The organism is Halodesulfovibrio sp. MK-HDV, assembly GCF_009914765.1.
Lineage (GTDB): Bacteria > Desulfobacterota > Desulfovibrionia > Desulfovibrionales > Desulfovibrionaceae > Halodesulfovibrio.
Map to the genome: position 1 here is coordinate 1 of NZ_WYDS01000032.1, position 21,116 is coordinate 21,116.

The 21,116-nt window shown below is 46.4% G+C and carries 25 protein-coding genes and 1 pseudogene; 4 read left to right on the forward strand and 22 right to left on the reverse strand.

Features of this window, described 5'->3' with window-relative positions; translation table 11 throughout:
- The 3 genes and pseudogenes from MKHDV_RS17710 to MKHDV_RS17720 form a co-directional block, all read left to right on the forward strand.
- Positions 1 to 499 (forward strand): annotated as a pseudogene (locus MKHDV_RS17710) (hypothetical protein); the annotation flags it as partial.
- A 172-nt stretch (positions 500 to 671) separates the two neighbouring features.
- Complete coding sequence (locus MKHDV_RS17715; protein ID WP_160717699.1) at positions 672 to 1,670, forward strand: alpha/beta hydrolase; 999 nt, start codon at positions 672 to 674, stop codon at positions 1,668 to 1,670.
- Between the two features lie 414 nt (positions 1,671 to 2,084).
- A complete protein-coding gene (locus MKHDV_RS17720) occupies positions 2,085 to 2,432 on the forward strand; it encodes a hypothetical protein (RefSeq protein ID WP_160717701.1) in 348 nt (115 codons plus the stop codon).
- A 293-nt stretch (positions 2,433 to 2,725) separates the two neighbouring features.
- Here the strand turns inward: MKHDV_RS17720 and MKHDV_RS17725 are convergent, their stop codons facing one another.
- From MKHDV_RS17725 to MKHDV_RS17775, 12 genes are all read right to left on the reverse strand, one after another.
- Positions 2,726 to 3,607: a hypothetical protein gene (locus MKHDV_RS17725; RefSeq protein ID WP_160717703.1), complete on the reverse strand. Its 882-nt coding sequence runs from the start codon at positions 3,605 to 3,607 to the stop codon at positions 2,726 to 2,728.
- A gap of 250 nt (positions 3,608 to 3,857) precedes the next feature.
- Positions 3,858 to 5,795, reverse strand: coding sequence for a molybdopterin-dependent oxidoreductase (locus tag MKHDV_RS17730; RefSeq protein ID WP_216846960.1), 1,938 nt, complete (start codon positions 5,793 to 5,795; stop codon positions 3,858 to 3,860).
- Between the two features lie 40 nt (positions 5,796 to 5,835).
- Entirely contained in the window at positions 5,836 to 6,426 is a 591-nt protein-coding gene (locus tag MKHDV_RS17735; RefSeq protein ID WP_160717707.1) for a formyltransferase family protein, read from the reverse strand.
- Positions 6,417 to 7,217 (reverse strand): GNAT family N-acetyltransferase, encoded by an 801-nt coding sequence (locus MKHDV_RS17740; protein ID WP_254060523.1) that lies wholly within the window; start codon positions 7,215 to 7,217, stop codon positions 6,417 to 6,419. The genes MKHDV_RS17735 and MKHDV_RS17740 overlap by 10 nt, the downstream gene beginning before the upstream one ends.
- On the reverse strand, positions 7,151 to 7,492 hold the full coding sequence (locus MKHDV_RS19050) for a hypothetical protein (protein WP_254060524.1): 342 nt from the start codon (positions 7,490 to 7,492) through the stop codon (positions 7,151 to 7,153). Before MKHDV_RS19050 ends, MKHDV_RS17740 begins: the two co-directional genes overlap by 67 nt.
- Positions 7,493 to 7,731: 239 nt before the next feature.
- The gene (locus tag MKHDV_RS17745) at positions 7,732 to 7,878 is read right to left on the reverse strand and encodes a Com family DNA-binding transcriptional regulator (RefSeq protein ID WP_160717709.1); all 147 of its coding nucleotides are present in this window, start codon (positions 7,876 to 7,878) and stop codon (positions 7,732 to 7,734) included.
- Between the two features lie 197 nt (positions 7,879 to 8,075).
- A complete protein-coding gene (locus MKHDV_RS19055) occupies positions 8,076 to 8,519 on the reverse strand; it encodes a hypothetical protein (RefSeq protein ID WP_254060525.1) in 444 nt (147 codons plus the stop codon).
- A gap of 8 nt (positions 8,520 to 8,527) precedes the next feature.
- Positions 8,528 to 9,961, reverse strand: coding sequence for a phage tail protein (locus MKHDV_RS17755; RefSeq protein WP_160717735.1), 1,434 nt, complete (start codon positions 9,959 to 9,961; stop codon positions 8,528 to 8,530).
- A 4-nt stretch (positions 9,962 to 9,965) separates the two neighbouring features.
- Positions 9,966 to 10,616 (reverse strand): phage tail protein, encoded by a 651-nt coding sequence (locus tag MKHDV_RS17760; protein ID WP_160717711.1) that lies wholly within the window; start codon positions 10,614 to 10,616, stop codon positions 9,966 to 9,968.
- Positions 10,617 to 10,620: 4 nt separating this feature from the next.
- A complete protein-coding gene (locus MKHDV_RS17765; protein WP_160717713.1) occupies positions 10,621 to 11,790 on the reverse strand; it encodes a baseplate J/gp47 family protein in 1,170 nt (389 codons plus the stop codon).
- The gene (locus MKHDV_RS17770; RefSeq protein ID WP_160717715.1) at positions 11,756 to 12,208 is read right to left on the reverse strand and encodes a baseplate assembly protein; all 453 of its coding nucleotides are present in this window, start codon (positions 12,206 to 12,208) and stop codon (positions 11,756 to 11,758) included. The genes MKHDV_RS17765 and MKHDV_RS17770 overlap by 35 nt, the downstream gene beginning before the upstream one ends.
- A gap of 442 nt (positions 12,209 to 12,650) precedes the next feature.
- Positions 12,651 to 13,349 carry a baseplate assembly protein gene (locus MKHDV_RS17775; RefSeq protein WP_162859892.1) on the reverse strand — a complete coding sequence of 233 codons (699 nt, stop codon included), beginning with the start codon at positions 13,347 to 13,349 and terminating at the stop codon, positions 12,651 to 12,653.
- A 20-nt stretch (positions 13,350 to 13,369) separates the two neighbouring features.
- Here MKHDV_RS17775 and MKHDV_RS17780 point away from each other — a divergent pair, with 20 nt between their 5' ends.
- Positions 13,370 to 13,705, forward strand: coding sequence for a hypothetical protein (locus tag MKHDV_RS17780; RefSeq protein ID WP_160717717.1), 336 nt, complete (start codon positions 13,370 to 13,372; stop codon positions 13,703 to 13,705).
- Here MKHDV_RS17780 and MKHDV_RS17785 read toward each other — a convergent pair.
- From MKHDV_RS17785 to MKHDV_RS17830, 10 genes are all read right to left on the reverse strand, one after another.
- Positions 13,683 to 14,492, reverse strand: coding sequence for a hypothetical protein (locus MKHDV_RS17785; RefSeq protein ID WP_160717719.1), 810 nt, complete (start codon positions 14,490 to 14,492; stop codon positions 13,683 to 13,685). The two genes, MKHDV_RS17780 and MKHDV_RS17785, sit on opposite strands and share 23 nt — an antisense overlap.
- A complete protein-coding gene (locus tag MKHDV_RS17790) occupies positions 14,492 to 15,001 on the reverse strand; it encodes a hypothetical protein (RefSeq protein ID WP_160717721.1) in 510 nt (169 codons plus the stop codon). The genes MKHDV_RS17785 and MKHDV_RS17790 overlap by 1 nt, the downstream gene beginning before the upstream one ends.
- Positions 15,001 to 17,337, reverse strand: a complete 2,337-nt coding sequence (locus tag MKHDV_RS17795; protein ID WP_160717723.1) for a phage tail tape measure protein — start codon at positions 17,335 to 17,337, stop codon at positions 15,001 to 15,003. The genes MKHDV_RS17790 and MKHDV_RS17795 overlap by 1 nt, the downstream gene beginning before the upstream one ends.
- Positions 17,338 to 17,464: 127 nt before the next feature.
- Positions 17,465 to 17,644, reverse strand: coding sequence for a hypothetical protein (locus tag MKHDV_RS17800; RefSeq protein ID WP_160717725.1), 180 nt, complete (start codon positions 17,642 to 17,644; stop codon positions 17,465 to 17,467).
- Between the two features lie 17 nt (positions 17,645 to 17,661).
- Positions 17,662 to 17,976, reverse strand: coding sequence for a hypothetical protein (locus MKHDV_RS17805; protein WP_160717727.1), 315 nt, complete (start codon positions 17,974 to 17,976; stop codon positions 17,662 to 17,664).
- Between the two features lie 11 nt (positions 17,977 to 17,987).
- Complete coding sequence (locus MKHDV_RS17810) at positions 17,988 to 18,428, reverse strand: hypothetical protein (RefSeq protein WP_020001956.1); 441 nt, start codon at positions 18,426 to 18,428, stop codon at positions 17,988 to 17,990.
- A gap of 8 nt (positions 18,429 to 18,436) precedes the next feature.
- Complete coding sequence (locus MKHDV_RS17815; protein ID WP_160717729.1) at positions 18,437 to 20,128, reverse strand: DUF2586 domain-containing protein; 1,692 nt, start codon at positions 20,126 to 20,128, stop codon at positions 18,437 to 18,439.
- The gene (locus MKHDV_RS17820; RefSeq protein WP_160717731.1) at positions 20,128 to 20,328 is read right to left on the reverse strand and encodes a hypothetical protein; all 201 of its coding nucleotides are present in this window, start codon (positions 20,326 to 20,328) and stop codon (positions 20,128 to 20,130) included. Before MKHDV_RS17820 ends, MKHDV_RS17815 begins: the two co-directional genes overlap by 1 nt.
- Positions 20,321 to 20,833: a hypothetical protein gene (locus MKHDV_RS17825; RefSeq protein ID WP_160717733.1), complete on the reverse strand. Its 513-nt coding sequence runs from the start codon at positions 20,831 to 20,833 to the stop codon at positions 20,321 to 20,323. Before MKHDV_RS17825 ends, MKHDV_RS17820 begins: the two co-directional genes overlap by 8 nt.
- On the reverse strand, positions 20,830 to 21,116 hold a 287-nt coding region (locus tag MKHDV_RS17830), incomplete at its 5' end, for a phage virion morphogenesis protein (protein ID WP_174239251.1). The genes MKHDV_RS17825 and MKHDV_RS17830, both read right to left, overlap by 4 nt.

Sequence of the window (21,116 nt, forward strand, 5' to 3'; positions counted from 1 at the left end):
ACTTGCTTCAGCAATTCATTGGCTACAAAGCGGTATAGTCGATTATGTGATTGTTGGCGGTGTGGACGAGCACTGTCAGGTGTTAGAGTATTGCATTGACCGCTTCCAGTCTGCTGAAGAAGGCGCACCTCTGTTACCTAATGTTGTTGCTGGGGAAGGCGCTGCATTTTTAGTACTTGGAAGCGGGCCGCTAAAAGCAACATCCTGCCGACTCGGAGATGTTACTATTGCTCCCTACTCGGAACAGAAACTTCAGCAAAAAAGCCCGTTAGTTATTGCTCCGCTTGGAGTAGCTGATCAGCAAGAGATGATTACAGAGCTTACGAGCAGAGATAACGTAACAAATATCCTCCCTATTCTGGGTAGCCACCCTTCTGCACTTGCTTTTTCTATGGTTCAGGCTGCCCAACGTGTTTGCTCCAATGTAAATTCAGAGGCGCAAGCATTTGCCTTGGATGGACTGAATAACAGCGCATTAATTTCGTTTAAATCTATTTAGTAAGAAATATTCATTCTTAAAAAACAGAAGCGCGGTGGAACCATTAAGGTTTTATCGCGTTTTTTTGTACCACCCTACAATATAAGGATTAATAAAGGATAAAGGCAAAATATCATCATTATCCTCTTCTAGTTGCAGTACTTTCATAGAGCATCCACAGTAAGGAGCATCTATGGTACGCAAGAGAATTTCTTTATGGATTGTAGCTTGTTTCTTCGTGCAGATTACCGCATGCAGCACTTTTCTTCCTGTACAACGCCATTTAGCCCAACCAGTAAGCTGTATGCCAAATGTTCATGAGAATATGGACGGACTGTTACTGGATAATGGGTTAATTTGCTCGTCTGCTTCTATCCCCCAAGCTTTTCCCGTTATAACTCGTACCATTCCCAATTTAGAATACCCATTGTTTAGTGTTAAGCGTAGAAATACCGGTTTGGATAATCCGGTTTCATTCTGGCGCCGCGGCTGTGCTGGATTGTACCAAATAGCCTCCGCTCCGGCGAAGTTGGTTGTTATTTATATCAACGGATACAACGGCAGGCCTACAGGCTGGAAACGAATCTTTGCAGAGCTACAGGAATTAGCAGTCACGCATATCTTTTTTAACTACCCTACAGGTGATTCGCTTGAAACTACAGCTGTTGTTCTTTCAGAACTGCTACGCAGCAACGCACCTCAGTTACAAGGTAAAAGTATAGTTTTGCTTGGCCACTCTCAAGGTGGGTTTATTGCAATTCGTACTACTCAGTTACTTAGCCAACAGGCATCCACACCTACTATTAGCCATATAGTTACAATTGTGACTCCGTGGGATGGCTGCAAGCTGGCTAAATATGCAAAACTTGTTAATCCTCTCAGCCCCAGAGTTTTCGAGGATATTGACACGGATAGTGCCTTTATTCATCAGGTAAAAGCAAGTGCACTGCCTTCCACAACCAAATACACTTTGATTTATGGTTCGACTTTGAAATCACATACAACTGACAATCCTAATGATGAACTTTTTTCTGTAAAAAATCAGCTTGCTACAGGTTCCACGATTACGCCCACGTCTACCCATTGCGTAATAACTAGTCATTCAAAATCATTACGAGCAAATGGCGTGTCCGAGTTAATAAAGAAATATGTTGAACAATGCTTGATAACGGCAACGCTTGAATCGCATTAACATCGAAACACTATGACAGCACCTATGGGTTCAATGTCTACAAAACTAGAAGTAACTCAAAGTTGATCGTCACACGTGACAAACGATTACTAATTTTAGCTGTAAAAATATGCGATCTTGCGAGCTACATTAAATCAGGAGAAAGCGATGTATTTCCCTGAGCATAATTCTTTAAAGCAATTATTCCTCAAAAAGACAGCCTGTTAAAAAGGCTCTTACCAATTAAACAGAATGTTAGGCTCTGTAGCGGCTAAATTCAGAAAAAATTGCCCTTGTAGGGCAGAAATAAAATGTTTAGGTATTTAGAAAGTCGCACTGGCTAATTTCCTGCGCGATCTCTATACAGCTTACAATGAAGGCACAAAGTGCACACTTTTGCCTATTACGTTTTTACTGCTAATTAATGAGGGTATTTTGAAAAAGTTATTCTTTTTATTGTCTCTTTTCCTTTGTTTTTCCGTGACGCTCTCGAGCGTTCCCAAAAACTCACATAACACAGCAAGTTTTTCCATGGCCCAACAAGCTTACGCTGAAGAAGGGAGTACCTGGGAAGACTTGGGAAAATCAATGCGCAACATGATGGAGGAAGGCAAGGAAGCAGCGAAAGATGCAGGACAAGAAATTAAGTCCGGATTTAACAAGGCTAAAGAAGGCGTCAAAGAAGGTGTCAGGGACTTTAAAAAGGGGTGGGATGTGCAAACTGGCGAAGACCAGGAGCCTCCTCAAGAATCCCCTTCTACTTACCAGACTCAAACACTATAGTCTGTTAAGATGATCCTGCGCACAGCATAGTGGCAGGATTAATTGGGACTACGCAGAAGAAACAAGGTACTGCATATTTTCTTCAGAGTTGAAAACAAATTCGACGAGCTGATAGAATCTGCTGTTCGACGCCGTATAGCGGCAAGCGGAGATTACAGCTCTGTATAAAGAGGTTACTCGCTCGAATTTTTGGAACTGAAAAGAACACTAAGATATATATAAAAAAAGTTCCTAACTGATAAGCTAGGAGCTTTTTTTTACGCAATCTCAGGAGAGGGAAGGAAATAAGGTTTTCATTCCCCCTTTTTTCGGGAATTCAAACTAACAAAAGTAAGTGACCCATGAGAAAAAACGCTGGTTGCATAAGCCACAGCAAGAGCAAATAGCGCCGCAGCCACTCCAATGCCAGCAGCATAGTAAGGAGGAGCAGCCAGAGCGATACGCATAAACAACGTAGCAATCACATAACCTGAATTCCGAAACACGGCATGAAAGCTAGGCATAAACCTTTGCGTTACAAGCACCAGTAAAATATCAGCAAAAATAAGAACAGTGTAGAGCGTAACAAAAAAGTCATGTCTTATGCCATAAACAAGAAAATCTACTGCATCATAAGCACCTATGGTTACAAAGACAAAAAACAAAACCAATGCAATAATTTTTTTGGTCATTACATAACGCATGCGCTCAACGGGGTCTTTCAAATATCCCTGATAACGCTGCACACGATAATATATCCCCAAAATAACAAATATAGCGAGAGCTGCTAAGCTGGAAGCCGCCACATGCAGGAGTGCCTCTGTATCCAACGAAACAGATACTGGTTCATGCATAAGCGAGAATTCTTTAAAGGAATTCCTAAGCAAAATAAGTGTCATAATTTCTAGCTGTTTGCCCAGCGACTTAGATACTGAGGTAGACAGCACAAAAATGAGACTCAAAACTTCCAAAACCAAAAGCATTGAAAAAGCAAGGTTGACCGCATAAAAATGATTTAATGGTGTTATTGCTGCAATGCTTTTCGGTAGAAAGCCTTGACGATTCAACTCTATCCCCAACAGTCCAAGTAAGAAAATGACTATTAATAACTGGGCAACAACGCGTTCCGTTTTCGGGTCTCCCCAAAAACGGTGCAGTAGATCAAACAGGTTCGACACGGGTTCTAAGCGGCTCATTGCAACTCCTGCTAGTGCTAGCTACTAATTAATGCTTATTATCAAATTATTATAGCCACTCCAGAAACTAGCTCCCTGTAAATCATCACGCTTTTATACTTACCTATATACGTTTAAAAAATACGTACGGATGAATACTCCAATAATTTTCATGAATAGGAAATTGTACAATATGATTCCGCCATCTCATACTCTTTTATTTTCATCCCTTACTCTTCATCAGAGAACGTAATGAAACAATGCGACGTACTCACTCCTTCTCGTTTACAAAACAGCCAACATTTGGTGACAAATCATTTGTCCTTTTTCTCACATTACAGGGAAGTCCTCGCATGTGCACAGAACCACTCACTTCATCTGTAAATTGGGTGCTGCAAAGCAGGTTAACATTCGCCCCTTCAGCAGAATATATATCCTCTCCGGAATAACCAAGATCAGGACAAGCCTGCCACCATCCGTGTTGAGTGCAGACAACATCTCGAGCAAGTTTTTGGGTCAGTCGTGCCTGGAGGCGTATTTTCCCGTGCATCGTCTCTAAAACAACAACGTCTCCAGCCACAATTCCTAAGTCTTCAGCCTTGTCTGAATTAATTTCTAAGAACGGATGCGGGTGTTTTTTCCTGAGTGACGGCAAGGCTCTATGCTGTGATTGGCAAAATTCACGAAGTTTTGCAGTAATCAACATGAACGGATACTTATCAATACTAATGCCTGCATCAGCAAAAATTGTATGAGGATCTTTCCACTCCGGCAGTGGAGCCTGTCCTATGTCTTTAAGTGGTTGTGAAAACAGCTCAACGCGTCCGGTAATAGAACTAAACCCTTTTTCACGATACTTCTGATAGGCAACAGGCCCCTGAATGAACACGCCCCCCTCTCTTTCTTTAAGGGTATCTAGAGAAATTCCTGTAGGCTGAAGCATATGCTCAAAAGCCGCCTCAATACTTCCACCCCAGAAATTATCAGTAAATCCAAGCCGGTTGGCTAATTCAAAAATAATCCACAAAACGTCCTTACTTTCTCCCCGCGGTGCAGCCACTGGTTCGCGCCATTGCAGCACCCATTTATTTCCCTCAAATGCCAACGGATAGCCGACACTTCCTGCTTCCCAGAAAGTTGCTGCTGGGAGAACTATGTCGGCCAATTGTGCCGTTGGATTAAGAAAATGATCAATGTGTACGTGAAAATCGAGTTGCTTCAGGGCCTCCATCGTTTTTTTGCTGTCGGGATTTGCAGATATTGTATTCGCCCCGAACACAATCAGGCCTTTTACGGGGTATGGGTGACCTTCCTCAATGGCTTTGCACACCATATGGGGAGGAACTGACAAAAGAGTTCCAGCAGGCCCGAGCGGATGTTCGGACAGTGCAATATTTTTCTTAAACATCTCAGGGGTGACGAATTCAAAACCGAAAGGATAGTCCAGAAGCGGAAGCGGTGAATTGATCACATTTCCGCCTTGATGGTCATAGTCTCCGGTCAATGCGTAAAATAGGCAAATGGCTCGGTTGGTTTGAGTCGCATTGAGATTCTGCTCTACGCCATTAAAAGAATACCAACAGGAAGGACTGTTTTCGACAATCATACGAACCGTATCAACAAGAAGGTCTGCAGGAATTGATGTTTTTTCTTCGACATATTCTGGCGTATACAATGCAACAGAGAGTTTCAGCTCACTAAAAACAGTCTTACACCATACTGTTTTCCCGTTTTTCAATGGTACTTCAACTTCTGCTTCTAGCTCCGGCAAAAAGCCTAGCGTCTTTCCAGAAACATATGGTGCAGCTTGTCTTGTTTTTGGGTCTATAACCGCGAATATGTTTTCGTCACCAATTGCCGGATCAAAAGATGATGCGCGAAGTAACTCACCAGTATCATGCCGAACAAGTAACGGAGCGTTTGTCCAATTACTTACAAAATCGGTGTGATACAGTTTCTGTTTCAACATTAGGTAAACCATGCCCAAAGCCAGAGCGCCATCTGTGCCTGGTTTGACCTGCAACCACTTATCAGCCTTTGCGGCCATTTTCGTGCATCTCGGGTCAATGACAATAAGTTTGGCGTTTCTTTTTAACGCAGCGTTGATCTGTTGATAATATGCATTAAAGGTGTTCGCAGGGTTGTGTCCCCTGTAAGCTGACACCCAAAATGAGAATTTTGTACTCTCAAAATGAGAAAAGAACCGCACACAAAAAGGAGCTCCAGAGAAATCTGAAGCTCCTTTTTCTTTATGTTATATTGCTCAACGTTTTTCTTGTTAGAGATGGTTCCCATGTAGCGAAAATTTCGTCTTGCTTTTTCGCTTCAAACTGACCTGTTACAGCTAATTTTTGAACAACACTCGTTAACAGGTGAACACCCATTGGAGCTAAGGCTCTACGCCAAAGAAGTTGAGGAGTATCATTCGAAGCTACGTGACACCAATCTTGAATTATGATCTCGCCTGTATCTGCGCCATCATCCATCTTGTACACTGTTCCACCTGCAATGGGATCTTTCATTGCCAGTGTCCAGTGAATTGCATCTCTACCTCGATGCCGAGGAAGTAATGACGGATGGTAGGCAAGCACACCATGCGTTGCTTTACTCCGTATGATCTTTGATACAAAGCGGTGACAATGTGCGGCTAAAACCACGTCACATTCTGGTAGTTCTTCCAGTGCTGCGATTACCATCATATCAAGTTCATTTGCTAATTTCTCAAAACGATCATTTCTCTTTTCAGGTGAAATCGCGATGACCTGCACGTCATCAAGCTTATTAACCTTCTTTAGAACTTCTGCAGCAAGCCAACCTTGGCCTATGATGACTACTCGCATGGGGTATCCCCCATATAGCGAAAGCCTTGCACCGCTCGGAAATGGCCACCGTAGCCCGACATTGCTGTTTTCTTTTTCCCGCGCCTTTCTGCACTCTGTGCCAAACTCTTCGCGCAACGCACTTTGTTAGCGCCATAAAGTTTAGCACTTACCTGACACCATTTAGGTTGTCGTCTGAGTGCTGCAGCCAGCCCGGGATGTGATGTATGGAAGAGTACGGGCATCGGTCTTTCATACCTGTTCTCCCCCCTACGCCATATGTCGCAGACAGCATTTAGGAATCGTAGCCCTACACCTGCGCCCTGCCATTCCGGCATAACGACCAATCGGCACGCCCTTGCTTCGTTTCTTGAACGAGTGCTTACAGCCAAATGTGCTACTGGCTCCCCATTCACGAATCCAACATAACAGGTGGCAGCGATCATGTGCGGAAGCTTTAAATAATGATGCGGCGCAAAGTACTCCCACCATTCCCAGCCTGTCTGTCTGATTTCCAATTCAATTGGTGGTCGTTGAAGGCACCTCCGAGAAAGTTTACCTGTAGCGGTATCAAACACCCAGTCAGGTTGTAACCACTCTACAATGTCATAGTGGCAAGAAAGCAGCACGGCCTTACCTGATGTCCTGCGCCACGCCTTAGCAAAAGCATGTGCCCCGACTTTAGCAATCTGGCGGTCTACCACGGAAGTAAATTCATCAATAACTATTCGCTCAGGCTTTTCACTTACAATTCGTGCAAGCTCTGCCCTGAACTTCTCACCAGTTGAAAGCACCCTGTATGGGCGAAGCATGAGGGTACATCACCAAGCCCTACGGCAGATAATGCGCCCGTTACAGCCTGCCAATCACCATCTGGTGCAATGACATCTATAATAGGTGCATCGTCTGGCCATGCTCGCTCCTGATGCATTGTGAAACCTTCAGCAGCAAGCGCATTGCCTATTGAAGACTTACCGGAACCTGAAGGACCGATAACTAGACCTACTCGCCAGCCATCTTCCTCAATTGGCAAGTCTGCTTCAAGTGAGAAGTTATTCCCGGCATCTACATTAAATAGGGATTTCACACAGGCAGCTCGATACGAAGAATAGTCCGGGCATGAATGAGTAATGTCTATTCTCACGTCCGCACCGCCCTGCATCTGTAGCCTTTTGAATACAAGCGTTCATACACTTGCTTGTGCTCTGCTTCTGTTTTGCAAATCACAATTACCCCAAACTGTTCTTTGTACCGGGTATCTTTTGGCCTTCCCGGAGCCTCTGGCGCTAACACTGGAAGCTCTGTTTTATTTTCCATGTAATGTCCTTACGGACGGTCACGCCGTTCCTGTTCGGTGCTCTTGTCACTCACATGGTTATACGTCCCACAACGAGGGCATTTAATTTCAAGTATTGTTGCTGTGCCCTTAGCCAATAGGCGGTTACAGTTACCGCATCGGATTTCTTTTCTCATTTTGAGTTGCCAAATTGTACAGCCATTAGATACAACGTGCTTAGTCTGATCAGACGACTGGAGCAGCGGTATATCTTCACGAATGGCTACCACCAATCATGAGGCCGTGATGCAGTGTGCTACCACTGCATTAGTGGGGGCGGTTGTTACGCCCTCGCCTGTTCCTCTCTTCCCTTTCTATTTTCAAAAAGCTTTTCTTACCCAGCCAGTAGCGCGGCTAGTTCTGTACGTAGTTTTTGCGCTTGTTCTTCCAAATCGCGTAGCCTCGCATCATCTGCATCTGTAGAGTTCCCCGCCACCTTTGCGCGTAATGAACGTACGGAAGCAAGATCATTACTAACAAGTTCTTGTTGAATTTCCGCAATACGTTTCTGTGCCTTCTCTGTTTCTGTAGGCTCCGGCGGCACAATCGCTTCAAGCCGTGCTTTTTCTGCTTTCCACGCTTCCACGTAAGGCTGCACTTCTAACTCAGACACAGGCGCAGTGCTTACACCACCGTCTAATGTTTCAAATTCAATATGCCCTTTCTGCCCATCAAACTGGATAGCGTGAAGAGTTTCATCAAAATCAAAGTTAGGTAACTCAAAGGCTTTGCCATCAACTAGAACCAATTTATCTGGAGCAATAACTGTTACGTGCATAAACTCTCCTACAAATATTTAATATAGAACACGCCTATATATGGTGGACGGTTTTCATGTGCCTGAGAGCCACCCGTATGCCTTGTTCCATCGTCATAATCACCTGTATTACGGCTGTTGAAGTTGTGATAAGTAGAGCCCGACAAATCATTACCCGTTTCATACGCAATTACGTGATGATGTGACGCAGTCGTGCTTATAGTCGGAGATACTTTATCAGCACCGCCTTTACTTCCAACAGAATATTTTCCGCCTGCACCAACGGCAAATCGGTCTCTCATATTGGGCGTGCTTACATTTCTGCCATCTGGAGATGCATATGTGCGACCATCACACACGCCGTATCGCAAATCAGGCTGTCCTGTTTTTTCATCAATAGGTCGTCCAGAGCTGTTTACAGAACCACTAAACAATTCAATACCACCATGAATTTTAGAGTCTGCAATACGCGATCTGACTTCGCTTTCTGTGTAATAACGTGAATCGTGATTGTGATTCGATGCAGCTTTGGTATTTGCGGCATTTAATGCCTGCGTTGCTCTATCGTATGCAGTCTTAGTGGCCTTGCTAGTCGACAGAGCATTTTCACTAGTTGATGAAACACTACTACTTTTAGAGTTAGGCAGGTTGCCAAGCCCCACTTGTGCAGGCGTATGTGTATGCGTTTTGGTGGCATACACGCTATTATGGTTGTGGTTAGATGCTGCTTTTTGCCCAGCAAGATCAAGAGCCTGTTTGCCTTCATCATAAGCAATTTTCACAGCCTTACTTGTGGCAAGGCTGTTGCTACTGGTGGAAGTTACGCTGTCACTTTTGGTATTGGGTAAATTACCTAAACCTACCTGATCAGGGGTATGCGTATGTCCAGCTGGTGGAAAAACAGAAGGCTTGCCGGTAATGACACTCCACGTATGGGTATGCTCGTTTAACAATTTTTTTAGATACGGATGGGCATCGTGTGAGCCATTATGCTCTGCAAGCTGCTTATTCACGAACTCTTGACTCGCAAGCACCACCGTCGGATCAACAATCAACGAAACAGCACCAGCATTACCGAATGCCACGGGAGCTTTAATTACATGTTCCATCTTGGTCGGTTCTTCTGGCGCAGGTTTCCACATAACTGGATGTGTGCCGATCGCTAGCAGGACATCTCCTGCGTACAAAGCGGCTTCTCGGATATACCAGCCACCCGCGTTGATGGGCACGTGTGCTTCAAACACAACTTGCTTACCTGCGTCACTATCACCCTGTTCATTAATAGTGATAGACTGCAATGCACCACGCCATACTTCATTAATGAGTGAAGGCGAGCTTGTTGTGTGTTCCGGCACTGAGCCGTTACCATCGCCCAAGGCCATGTGGGTTGCCTGTAGCTTTGTGCCGCTTTCTTCAGCTTCAACTAATGCGGCAAGCCCTGCTTTTGTGAGAATGAGTGCCATAATGTTATCCAAGACTCGTTGTTGTTATTGTATGCAGGCCACAGCCTGAAGAAATAGTCACGGTCAAAAGAGCTTCTTTCGGCTTTTCTGGCTCCAAGGTAACAACAGAGCAAAGAAGTAATGTGCCTGAAGCATTTGCTGCGCCCTGTATTGCTGAATGCGTCTGCAAGGCAGCAAGCTTCGAACGCGCTGGCTTTGTTTCCTGAACTGCCCAAGTAACCAGCGAATAGTCATTAGCCTCAAGCCCGTGTTCCGGGACAGGAATTTGTGCTTTAAACTCTGCCCATCTCGCCTCGTCGTCCTTCCGGCAATTGTAGAAGGTGCATCCCTCATACCCGTAGTGCTCCAGTATCTTTGGCATCCCCTCGGCCTTACCGCCTTGGCGGTGCCACGCATACGCCTTCACGACACGTATTCTATACTGGTTAGTTGATTCCAACGGATGCTGGAGTATCCCACGAGTTGCGCCGTGTGTTGGAATATACTGTTCCTCACAAGTCAGCGGGTTGAGTTGATCCCGAAGCCAGAAAATATCTTCTCGGATATCATCAAAAACCAGCGCAACCCCTTTCGCGACGACTGAAATAGGACCCGGTGAATGGATAAGTGCCCACCCAAGCGCATCTTTAAAATATTTCCAGAAGATACTTTTCACGCTGCTAGCTTTCCGACGCGACTGTTGCCGTTAGGGATATGCTGGATAATACAGCAAGTCCGTCTTGCATGACGGGAAAATCTGCCGTTCCATTCCAAGTAATTTTTTTAATACCGGATACTGCCATCATAGCGGCAACTAGCCTGTCTTTTGTGAGGTCTTCCCCAATCTGTAGCGGAGTGATCCCAACGACCTTAGTCGGGTCTGTAAACAATGCCCGGACACGTTCCTCAGCTTTGACTTTTGCCTCTTCCCGCTGTGTACCGGGATGACACTGAAGCGCTGCATTCAATGTAACGGGCACGGGTTGTGGAGCACGTACTTCCCAGTCGTCGTTTACAGGATAGTTTCCAGTGATGGCTTTACGCACTGCCTGAAGCAGCTCATCCGTAGGTATTCCGGCAGTGCCTTTAATGATAATATCGACCGTACCTTGCCCCCGTGGGTGCTGATCAAGAATACGGCAGGCAACCACACCAGTAATGGGCATTGCCCAACGTTCATAAGCGTGTTTGGTAACGCCATTATTACCAAGCCATGCAAGAGGAATACGCGGTGCAAGCTTATGATCAGCTTCAATATCCGCGCCTTCCTGCGTAAGCCAATCTGCCTTTACCGTGATTTTACTAATGCCAGAGACAGGCGTCACAAGCTCAAGGAACTGTCCTGCTGTTAAATTGCTTGCACTCCCATACTCTTCGGCTTCGACCGGAACCAGCACGCTACTTACTCCATCTGACAGAACCACATCGCTCATGGTCACATAGCGATATACCTGCCCTGCTCCGTCCGGTTTTGTCCGCAGAATACGGCCTTTCGGGATAACGATATTGCCTTGGCTACCTTCCCGACCGAATTCTATATTGCCTTTCGCTTTAGTTGCCTGCTTACGTGGCTGCTCCACCTGATCCGCATGAAGGTCAAGCCACGATGCGTCGGCATGTTTCGCAAAACCCTGCCGGAGTGTGGCTTCCAGTAGCTGATAAAGCTGGTAGATGCCCCAAGCAAACAGCTCAATAAGACCGCGTACCACGCCCTTGTTTAAATTCAGCCTGCGAGGGAGCCAGCCTTTGGCCTGATATTCTTCCTGCACTTCTTCAATGCGTGTAAAGAGCATCTGGCGGCAGTCATCAAGCGTTTTAGAAAGACGTGGTATTGGCATTGGGTTTGGCATCGGCAAGTACCTGCTTCATTTTTCCAGTTTCATTTACAGCAAATGTAAGATTGTATTCGTGGTCTACATCAATAAACCGCCATGCAGCCTCTGCGGTAATGCCCATCTTATCCCAAGCAATCACCTTGCAACGTTCCGAGCCAACAACCACACGAGGGTCTGTGCGAATGGTGCGTTGCACTTCCAATGCAAACGCTAACCTGCTAGAAGGATTCGACTCTTCTTTTATCCAGTCCGGCACAAGTGAGCCGAAGTCTTTGTGATAAAACAGGGTGCCAAGGTACGTACGTAGCGCAAGCCAGATGTCTTGAATTCCGGTGTCCACACCGTCAGTCAGAACTAGCGTGCCATCGGCTGCCACCTTGGCCTGCAAGGTATCGTCTAAGGCTATGTCTTGGGCGAAGATGGCTATACTCATGGTTATACCTGTTACAAAAACGATTAATACGAGCAAAAAAATGAAAAACACACCTGCTCTCCGTAAAAAACTACTACGGATCATTGATAAAAAATCTTCAATCGACCGAAACGTGCATGCCTCTGAATACTGGAAGGAAGTTGACCCAAAAGCTCCTCCAAAGGTTTGTGACGATCTTTGTCATAGCCCGAAACTCCCAAATGAACTTAAAAAAGCAATGCTACATCTTATTTCAGATGGACTTGTAACATTAGAAAGAGCTCCTCAAAGGGCTATTGGACCAACTGTGTGCATTACGGCAAAGGGAATTGACTACGTAAATCGCCCGTGCTGGCCAATTTGGGTCATAAAAAAATCTATTGAAAATTCATCAATAAAAGATTTAGCTTGGTTAATTTTTGCAATTGCGTTCTTACTCTATGCTGCAGGAAATTATATCCAATCAACACGCCCCACCACTCCGAGTTCCGGCATAACAGTTGCCCGCAACATCTGCGTCACCTGCTACGCTGAGAGAAGAACACTGCACATGCCCTAAAACGGTTAGGCTGCCTTCCTGCTCTGTATGGGCTTTGACTGTTGTGGTACCTATTCCACCACCCGCGCCTGTTGCCTGTACGTTGCCCTCTTGAATTATTTTTGGGGCTTTAATCGTCCAAGCACCGCCGATAGTTTCATCTTTACTGCCACCGATCTTTGTGCTGGCGTTGGCGGGTGTTACTTCAATCAAATTTTTCTCAGCATCAATTTTAATATACGTTGAAGGGTCAGCCTGAATAATGAATGCTCCCACCTCGCAGGCTGGTGCACCGTTTTTCTGCCAACGGAAATTGCTAATACGTGGATAATTCGGGTCTCCATCGTAGTAGCTCAAGTCGCACAGCGTCCCCACCATTGGCGGGCACACAACGCCGCGATCTTTGCCACCCCATAGAATGGGGATTTCTACTTTCGACACAACAGGCTCAAGAAAATCATCTGTCTCATCATTTCGTAATGGCAGAACATCTGCCCAGTAGCGGCCATCGCTAGCGTATGTCTGCGTGACTTTAGCTTTCCGTGTGATACGATAGTAAGCACGTAAATTAGGCATTGCGAGTTCAACGACTCGTTTGATTAACTTGTAAAGTTCTATAGTCATATGTTGTCTCAGGAGGATTCATGAACGAAGCAAAACTACAACATGTCACTTCAGTCAAAATTAATGGCTCAGAAATACCAATTCAACAGGGTAGTCTTCAGGTAGTCTTTGGCAAACAAAATAGAGGACTTTCTTGCGATTCTTCCGAGTTAAATCTTGTTAGAGACGAAAGTGAATGCTCATTTTGCTCTTTCGAAGCTAAAAAAAGCATTCCTCACGTTTCTCACCCTGTATATCTCGAATTTAAAACAGAAAATGAGAACACAAGAATTAATTGTTGCACATACAGAGATGACGAGCAGCGTTGGATTTGCGGAGGATGGGACAAGTTCCCTAATACCCCAAAAACGTCCTGACCCTATCCGGCTCAACACTATGCGTTATCCGTAACGCTCTAAAGGTTCCCGTAATCCCCTTACGGGAATCTTGTAGCGTGAACCGCATTCCCGCCCGCATGGTTGGCAGCAGGAAAGTTTCCACCTCACTACGTCCGCATACGGTCTGCGCTGGGGTATGCCGGATAAGCCCTGCGCCTGTTGCGATAACTGGCGTTATCTCCTGCCGGTGATCGCAAGAGGCAAAATGAACGAGCTTTGCTTCATCCACCCACAAGGCATGGTCTTTCACATTACAGCCGTGCCCTTGTTGAAGTGTGTTTGAAAGCTGCTGTATGGCCTGCCAGAGCGGAACCGTTGCGAGTGTCATACGCGGGATAATCTCCTGCGGCACATCCACAACACCTACGGTCAAACCGCTTGTTTCCAGAATACGTTTTGCAATGGCTGGTGCAAATTCATCCACCCACATTTCGCATATGTTCTTTTGCACTAGTGGCAATTCAACACCTGCCGCATAGATTACGAGCTGGTCACGTTTCTTGCCTTGGCCTTGCTTCCAGCCATCAACAGTGCCCTGCCATCTATGTGGCTTTTGATTACGATAGCCCACTGCGATAGAAACTTCCGGAAACTGAGATAAACTAGACAAGATATTTTGGGTCGTACCAAAAACATGATTTTGGATATGAATTTCCGCACGACTCAATACAGTATGGCGGTCATACGTGATGATGCAGCGCGGCACACGATGAATAAGGTAATTTCCAATCTGAATTGATATCTCTATTCCGTAAATATGAGACATCAGCGACCACCTAAGATGTGCTCAGACAGCCCCGGATCAGCGCTTGCAGTTGCCTCGGACGCGGGATTAGATGCAGAGCGCTTCTCTACAAGCTGGATAGGCGGGTTGTGTTCCACAAAACGCAGACTCACAATAATAGAATCGGACTGATTATTTTCAGAGCTGTTCAGACCATCAAAAACAATTTCATCAATATTCCGTGCTGCAAGGTGTGCGTTTGTCGTGCGGTACACCATAGGATTACCACCGGAGTCATGCCCTTTGTAGAGACGAGAGAGGGAGGTAAGCTTATCGTAGCAAGTAGACTCTGCGTCAGTCAGCAACTCCATCGTGACAGAGACCGCCGCATCATCCCACCCCATTGGCACTTTTACCTTGCCGGATAGGCCATCCTGCTCAGCCTCATCAAAACGCACTTTCCCATCTACTGACAGGCGGGAAAGTACGCCGAGGACAAGAGTGTCCCCAAGCTTTAACTCCCCATGCTCAAATGTAATATAGCCATCCATTAAAACACTCCCTGAGGTGTCTGGCCGTCAAACTCTGATACGAGTTGCTGAAGGGCAGAAACAAAGTCCTGCGCGTTGCTTACGTCCGGCAAGGATACAGTTAAATTCTGAATTACCACACCACCGGAAGAGCGCTCCTGTGGTCTTGGAGGCTGTTGCTCCTTAGCCTGCTTCGGTCTACCCAGTTCAGGCTGCTGGACTGGAACCACCACCTCTTGAGCTAATTTTGTCTCTGGAAAAGTTGGAATTTCCGGTAAAGTCACGCCTCCGCCTACAGGCTGCTCTACCACATTGGATATTGTTTCGATGGTAGTATTTTTACTGACTTCAACAGCTGCCAAATCAGGCACAGCCTGTTGCATAATGCCTGCGTCTGATTCCTGCTGAAGGACAGGAAGCTTCACACCTTCTTCAAGAACTTCTGGTACTACTTCTGCCACAGTAGACATGGCTAAATCTGGAGCTTCAATGCCCGCCAGTGTGTTGTTAACAACGCCATGAAGGTCTGGCGCGGCCTTAGTCACACCTTCACCGATGGTATCCATGACTTTTTGCCCGTTAAGTGTAAGAGCAGAAAGAGGACCTTCCTTAGCATCTGAGAACGGTAGTAAATTACGGACACTGGTTAAAGCCGACTTTACAGCATCAAACGGCGCTGTTGCCATCGACTTCACACCTTCAACAAGGCTGCCAAGAATTCTTTTGCCAGCCTCAAACAACGAGATATCACCCTGTAGAAAATCAAAAATATGACCTACTGATGAAACCAAGACTCGAAGTGGCGTAAACATTAGCCTGATCCCATCAACAAAACTTGCAAGAAGCTTTCGGCCAGAATCAGACAAATCAATATCAAACAGTCCTAAAACCGCTTCAACAGCCCCCGTCAGGCCATCCATGCGAAATGCCCCGGCAATACGGTTCCATGCGTATTCCACTTCATCCGCAAAAGCTGCCACCGGCTCCCATAACGAAACGAAAAAATTCTTAATATCATCCCAGTACGTCATGATGAGAATAGCACCAGCGATCACAGCAGCCGCCACAATTGCAATGGGGTTAGCAAGAATCATAAGGTTCATAGCACCTACTGCAGCGGTTGCCGCCCATGACGCTGCTGAAAACAGCGTAACAGCAAGCGTAACCGCGGCAACGCCACCTACTAAGGCTAAAATAGCCTTTCCAACAGGATGGGACGCAAGTGCATTCAGCCAACCAACAACTCCTGTCACGGCATCCACCAACACCTTAAGCGCTGGCGTGAATACGCTACCCACTGAAATAGACAGCCCTTCCACACCTGAATCTAGAATAGTAAAGGAGCCTTTCAGATTATCGAGTTGCTTTGCAGCCATTGCCGAGGCCGTTCCGGTGCTGTTAGAAAGTGTGTCGTGATATTCACGCAAAGAATTAACGCCCTGCCCAAGCAAAGCCGTAACCGACCCAACGGCCTCCTCACCAAAGACACGCTTTAAGAGTTCTGCCTGTTCAGCTGTACCTTTGCCCTGCATGGCTGTTTCCAAACTACCCATAATATCCAAAAACGGTAGCATATTTCCCTGAGCATCACGGGTCACGATACCAAGACCACTTAACGCCTTTGCTGCGTCTCCTGTAGGAGCTGCTAAGCGGTTAAACATAATCTTAGTTGCGGTACCAGCAACAGATGCGTTGATGTTTGCATCCGCTAGCTTGCCCGTAATGGCTGCAAGGAGCGCAAAATCACCACCTACACCAGCCACGACTGCGCCAGCGTTCTGCAAGGCCATGCCTAGCCCGTCAACATCCGTGGCACTGGTTGTAGAAGCCGCCGCGATAATATCTGCAACCTCTGCGGCCTGCGCTGCTTCCATATGGAACGAGTTAAGCGCACCAGAAGTAACACCCGCGGCATTAGCAAGGCTTGTTTGCGCTGCAGCAGCCAAATCAAGCAAACCCGGCATGGAGCCAACAACCTGATTTGCGGTAAAACCTTTCTTTGCAAGTTCGGTCTGCGCTTCAACAACCTGTGCGGCGCTAAAAGCAGTGCTTGCGCCAAGGTCTAAGGCTGACTGCTCCATGACATTCATATCCGCAGCGCTGGCGTTACTAATAGCCCCAAGACCGGATAACGCAGCCTCAAACTCCATCGCGACGCCAATCGTTGGCGCAAAAGCTCCAAGCACAATCCCCGCAGCCAGCGCTAGAGGCAGAAGCCTTTTAGTAAGGCCGCCCATCATGCTTGATAGGCGGCCTCCTTCAACGTCTGTAGAACGAAATGACTGGCGAATCCTGTTCAGGGGACCTGAAAGGTTATCCAGTAAACTGAAAGTTGCAAAAACTTCGAATAGTTCCATATCAGAACACCTTTTTGCCTTCGGCGACCAGAGAACCTTTTTGAAAAAAGGATTCTCTGGACTCTCCAAAAACTTTTATCTGCGAGGTATGGCTTTTATTAAATGCAGGCTGCGGCTTAACACCACGTTAATCAGGTAAACCTGCAAGAACTCTTGCTACGGCTCCTGCCTGCTGTCTCATAAAACGCTCTTCCATCACCATAGCTCTGGCCACTTCTTCACCGAATTCATCCATATCTTCGGAAGGCTCTATGCGCAGCCAGTAGCGGACTAAATCTGCATAAACCAGAACAGCGTTGTTTTTCACCGCCGTTCTGGCTTTTTCTAGTTTCCCGCTTCAACCACTCCTGAGCCGCATTTTTTAAAAACAGTATCCACAAAACTCATGGCAAGCACAGGCTCGTTTTTGATGATGTCTTTCATCTGCGCAGCATCGTCAGGATGGGCAATCTGCGTAATGATGTTGCACATCACATCAAACTGTTTTGCCTTGGAAGCCTTAGCGATGGTGGTCAATTCCTTTCTCCCCGGACGACGAAAACGAATGGTGTACTTTCGCTCTTTGCCATCAAAGTCTTCATAGTCAGCAGTGAATGGAGAGTACATTACGTCTTTTTTAACTTCTGTCTGTTCAGCCATTTATTCTGTCCTTACTTGTTTTCGTAATCAGCCTTACCATCACGAGTGATCATAAGTGCTGTACCAGATAATTTTACGGTTGCTTCTTCATCACCCTGTTTTGCTGATTCGTCCAAATCATCAACCATGATCTGCTTGATCACGACTTCGTGTTTTGTTGCGCCTTCCGGCTCAAAGACCACCGCTACATCAAACGGGGTACGGTAGATGCCTTTAGCTAAAGCTTTCGCCAAATCCTGATATTCGCTTACAAGCAACGTCATACTGGTAGTTGCTTCATAATTGCCGCGAGTTGCACCAATACTGGTCGCACCCTTACCGTAAACACGCTTTTTCTTTTGGCTGGATTTCCAGTTTACTTCTGAAATCCCGATAAACACACCCTGTGGACCTGTGATGGTGACACTTTCCCAGTCATGAGTTTTGCCGTTAATCGTTACACTGTCTGCCATATTGCCACCTACCCTTGTAATCGCGGATCAAACTTGCTGCCCGCATAAATGTACGATGAATACAGATTAATTTTGTCGATGATTGGGATACCGATAAGCTTAGTTTCTACCGCCACACCGTTGTTCACGAAGTCCTGATCAAGTGGAATCTCAATGGCGTATCCTGCTAGCTCTTTCGGCTTGGCTTTAACCATCGTATCCAACGCGTTTTCAAGATTTGAGCGAAGGTAGGCAAGACCGCTTGCATCTGCACCTTGTACTGGATCACCGAGCTCATCTTTCAATGCCTTCAGAGCTTGCAAGCGCATCAATCGAATAGCCTTGAACGTGGTGCGGATAACTTCCAGTCGCTGATAGTCACTTGTGGTATCAGCCATTGTTCTGGCTGTTCCCCAGTAAGTTCCGCGAAGGCCAGCATAACGTGTCAGCGTAATGTACCCGGCATCTTCTAAAGCAAGCTGCATGGATTCTGTATATTCATCAGGAACCGTAATTCCTGTAATAGACTGATCACGTACGCGCCCGATATCGCGCTGTACTGGAATGCTAAGAATACGCCCACTAAGCAGGCCGCCAGCATTTCGCACCTTACGTTGACCTGTTCGATCGGCAATTTCACCGAATCCACAACAGACACTCACAAAGCGATGTGCAAAGGTTGCCCGTTCTTCCTTAAGCGCACTCACCCAGTCGTCTAAATCTTCACCTGCTGAAGGGAGACGCGATTCACAAAGAAAGAATGTAGGACGGTGCTTATTCCATAAATCGTCTGCCAGTGCTCCAAGAGACGCCCACGCCACGGAATCAGACGCACCGACAACATAAACATACTCTGGATCAACAATCTCAAGCGGCTTTTTAAGTGCTGCAATAACGGCTGATACGGTAGGGACTGGTGCAAGCAAACTACATGAATATGTTGTACCAACGGTAAACTCATCGTCAGGGCAAACAATTGTTGTTCCTGTATCAGCAGCGGTAATCCGTCCATCTACCGGGATGGTTCGGTACCCGCTAAAGTTATCGCCACCGTCAACACTAAGACGGTATTGTCCAACATTGCGTCCACCGGATTTGACGACCTGCAACGCAAGCTGCGCACCTACTTTAACTGCGCCCTCAACTGAAACAGAGGCACCCTTGCCCGTCTGCTGAATAGCCCCAATGGAACCACGGACAGTATAGCTATACGTGTCCCCAACAACCAAATTACCCGACTCCAAAACCAAGGTTGTTCCAGAGCCACCAATTGCAATTTGTCCATTTGCAGCAACGGCTGAGGCCGAACCAAAACTAGCACCGGCATCCGTACTTACTTTCGCTGTAGCTGTTCCCAAAGAGCCGCCATTTACGATTTCAACAAGTACATCCGCATTGGCCGCAGGAAGTCCAGAAACAGAAGCGGAAACGCCTGTGCCTACATGCTTTACCCGACTAATTGTACCTGAAGGATTACCGGAAACTGGTACAGCAAGCACGGTGGCATCCTGCCCTGCAGCAGCAAATATATCGTTCAAACGATCTACAAGAGGACCTGCCCCAAGCAGCTTGGTTAAATCGCTGCGTTTACCAAGATAGTAGACTTTACCCACTTCACCTTGACTGCACACACCGACAACCAGTGCTTTGCCTGTAACGTCACCCGGAACGAGACCGCTGACGCCATCAACAATATGTTCAAATACGTCCTTACGCCCCATTACTGACCTCCAAGACCGATTGCTCTGTTCTGGAAACAGGCATAGGCTGCGTTAAACTCGGCTTCTGTCACAGCCTTATCTTCTGTCCAACCTTCAGCACGCACCAAACCAGCCAGCTCCCACGCTTCCAACTGTTGTGCTGCAGCAAGCTCGTGCACCGAAATCTGTGGCTTGTTATCTGTTTTTTTATCCTTAACCACGGCTATTCTCCTGCCTGCTTACGCTTGGTGAAACGTCCTTCATCCAAGGATGCGCTACCTCTTTGGTAAGGAGGCTTGTAAAAGTTATGTGGTATGCCTTTGACCAAGTTTTCAAAACTTCCACTAATTCGGAACTGAACCCACCCCATTCTGCCTGATGCACTTTGCTGGTTACTAAGTTCCCTTGTGGATCTGAACTTGTCTTAGGTAGAGCAAGAAGAAATTGCTTACTCATTTCATCCAACGAATCTTTGTCATCAGTAATAATCGAAACGGTAGCTGCCTGTTCCGCACTATAAATTGCGGCCTTAACCCTGCGGTTTTCTGAACCACCGTTCACGGCTATCTTTTTGCCTATGCGAGTGTTTTTCTCCTTCAGCCAGGTAACATCGATACGAGGCAAAGGAAGCGCCAAGTCGAACGGGTCTTCAGGATTAATAAGAACTGTAGAAAGCCCTGCTGCAGAAGCAGCCTGTTCTATTCTCGACTGGTAGAATTTTCTCATTTTGACTGTCCTACTGCGGTCTGCATGTAACTTTTAATAAGCTCTGCGGCCTCTTCTTTATCCTCGTCGCTAATTCCCAAAAATTCCCGCTGTGGCACTGTCACTTTGTCCACTTGTACAAACTGTCCATTGGGTAGCCGAAACTTAAGCTTTCCCTTTTTGCCTTTGATTTCTCCACCGAGCTGGTGAATTGCAGCATAGACTTTATTTGAACCGACGCTAACGCCCTCTGAACTAGCCATGTAGCCTATAGAGTTCTTCAGTTCACTTGTGCTTGTCAGGG

Bases quoted from the DNA above. Each gene is read 5' to 3' on its own strand.
- MKHDV_RS17740 (WP_254060523.1), bottom strand. From the start codon at position 7,217: ATGCTTCGCCCATACAGGGTGCTTTCAACTGGTGAGAAGTTCAGGGCA.
- MKHDV_RS17795 (WP_160717723.1), bottom strand. From the start codon at position 17,337: ATGGAACTATTCGAAGTTTTTGCAACTTTCAGTTTACTGGATAACCTT.
- MKHDV_RS17725 (WP_160717703.1), bottom strand. From the start codon at position 3,607: ATGAGCCGCTTAGAACCCGTGTCGAACCTGTTTGATCTACTGCACCGT.
- MKHDV_RS17765 (WP_160717713.1), bottom strand. From the start codon at position 11,790: ATGCCAAACCCAATGCCAATACCACGTCTTTCTAAAACGCTTGATGAC.
- MKHDV_RS17805 (WP_160717727.1), bottom strand. From the start codon at position 17,976: ATGGCTGAACAGACAGAAGTTAAAAAAGACGTAATGTACTCTCCATTC.
- MKHDV_RS17780 (WP_160717717.1), top strand. From the start codon at position 13,370: ATGAACGAAGCAAAACTACAACATGTCACTTCAGTCAAAATTAATGGC.
- MKHDV_RS17785 (WP_160717719.1), bottom strand. From the start codon at position 14,492: ATGTCTCATATTTACGGAATAGAGATATCAATTCAGATTGGAAATTAC.
- MKHDV_RS17745 (WP_160717709.1), bottom strand. From the start codon at position 7,878: ATGAGAAAAGAAATCCGATGCGGTAACTGTAACCGCCTATTGGCTAAG.
- MKHDV_RS17825 (WP_160717733.1), bottom strand. From the start codon at position 20,833: ATGAGAAAATTCTACCAGTCGAGAATAGAACAGGCTGCTTCTGCAGCA.
- MKHDV_RS17755 (WP_160717735.1), bottom strand. From the start codon at position 9,961: ATGGCACTCATTCTCACAAAAGCAGGGCTTGCCGCATTAGTTGAAGCT.
- MKHDV_RS17810 (WP_020001956.1), bottom strand. From the start codon at position 18,428: ATGGCAGACAGTGTAACGATTAACGGCAAAACTCATGACTGGGAAAGT.
- MKHDV_RS17735 (WP_160717707.1), bottom strand. From the start codon at position 6,426: ATGCGAGTAGTCATCATAGGCCAAGGTTGGCTTGCTGCAGAAGTTCTA.
- MKHDV_RS17715 (WP_160717699.1), top strand. From the start codon at position 672: ATGGTACGCAAGAGAATTTCTTTATGGATTGTAGCTTGTTTCTTCGTG.
- MKHDV_RS17815 (WP_160717729.1), bottom strand. From the start codon at position 20,128: ATGGGGCGTAAGGACGTATTTGAACATATTGTTGATGGCGTCAGCGGT.
- MKHDV_RS19055 (WP_254060525.1), bottom strand. From the start codon at position 8,519: ATGCACGTAACAGTTATTGCTCCAGATAAATTGGTTCTAGTTGATGGC.
- MKHDV_RS17775 (WP_162859892.1), bottom strand. From the start codon at position 13,349: ATGACTATAGAACTTTACAAGTTAATCAAACGAGTCGTTGAACTCGCA.
- MKHDV_RS17790 (WP_160717721.1), bottom strand. From the start codon at position 15,001: ATGGATGGCTATATTACATTTGAGCATGGGGAGTTAAAGCTTGGGGAC.
- MKHDV_RS17770 (WP_160717715.1), bottom strand. From the start codon at position 12,208: ATGAGTATAGCCATCTTCGCCCAAGACATAGCCTTAGACGATACCTTG.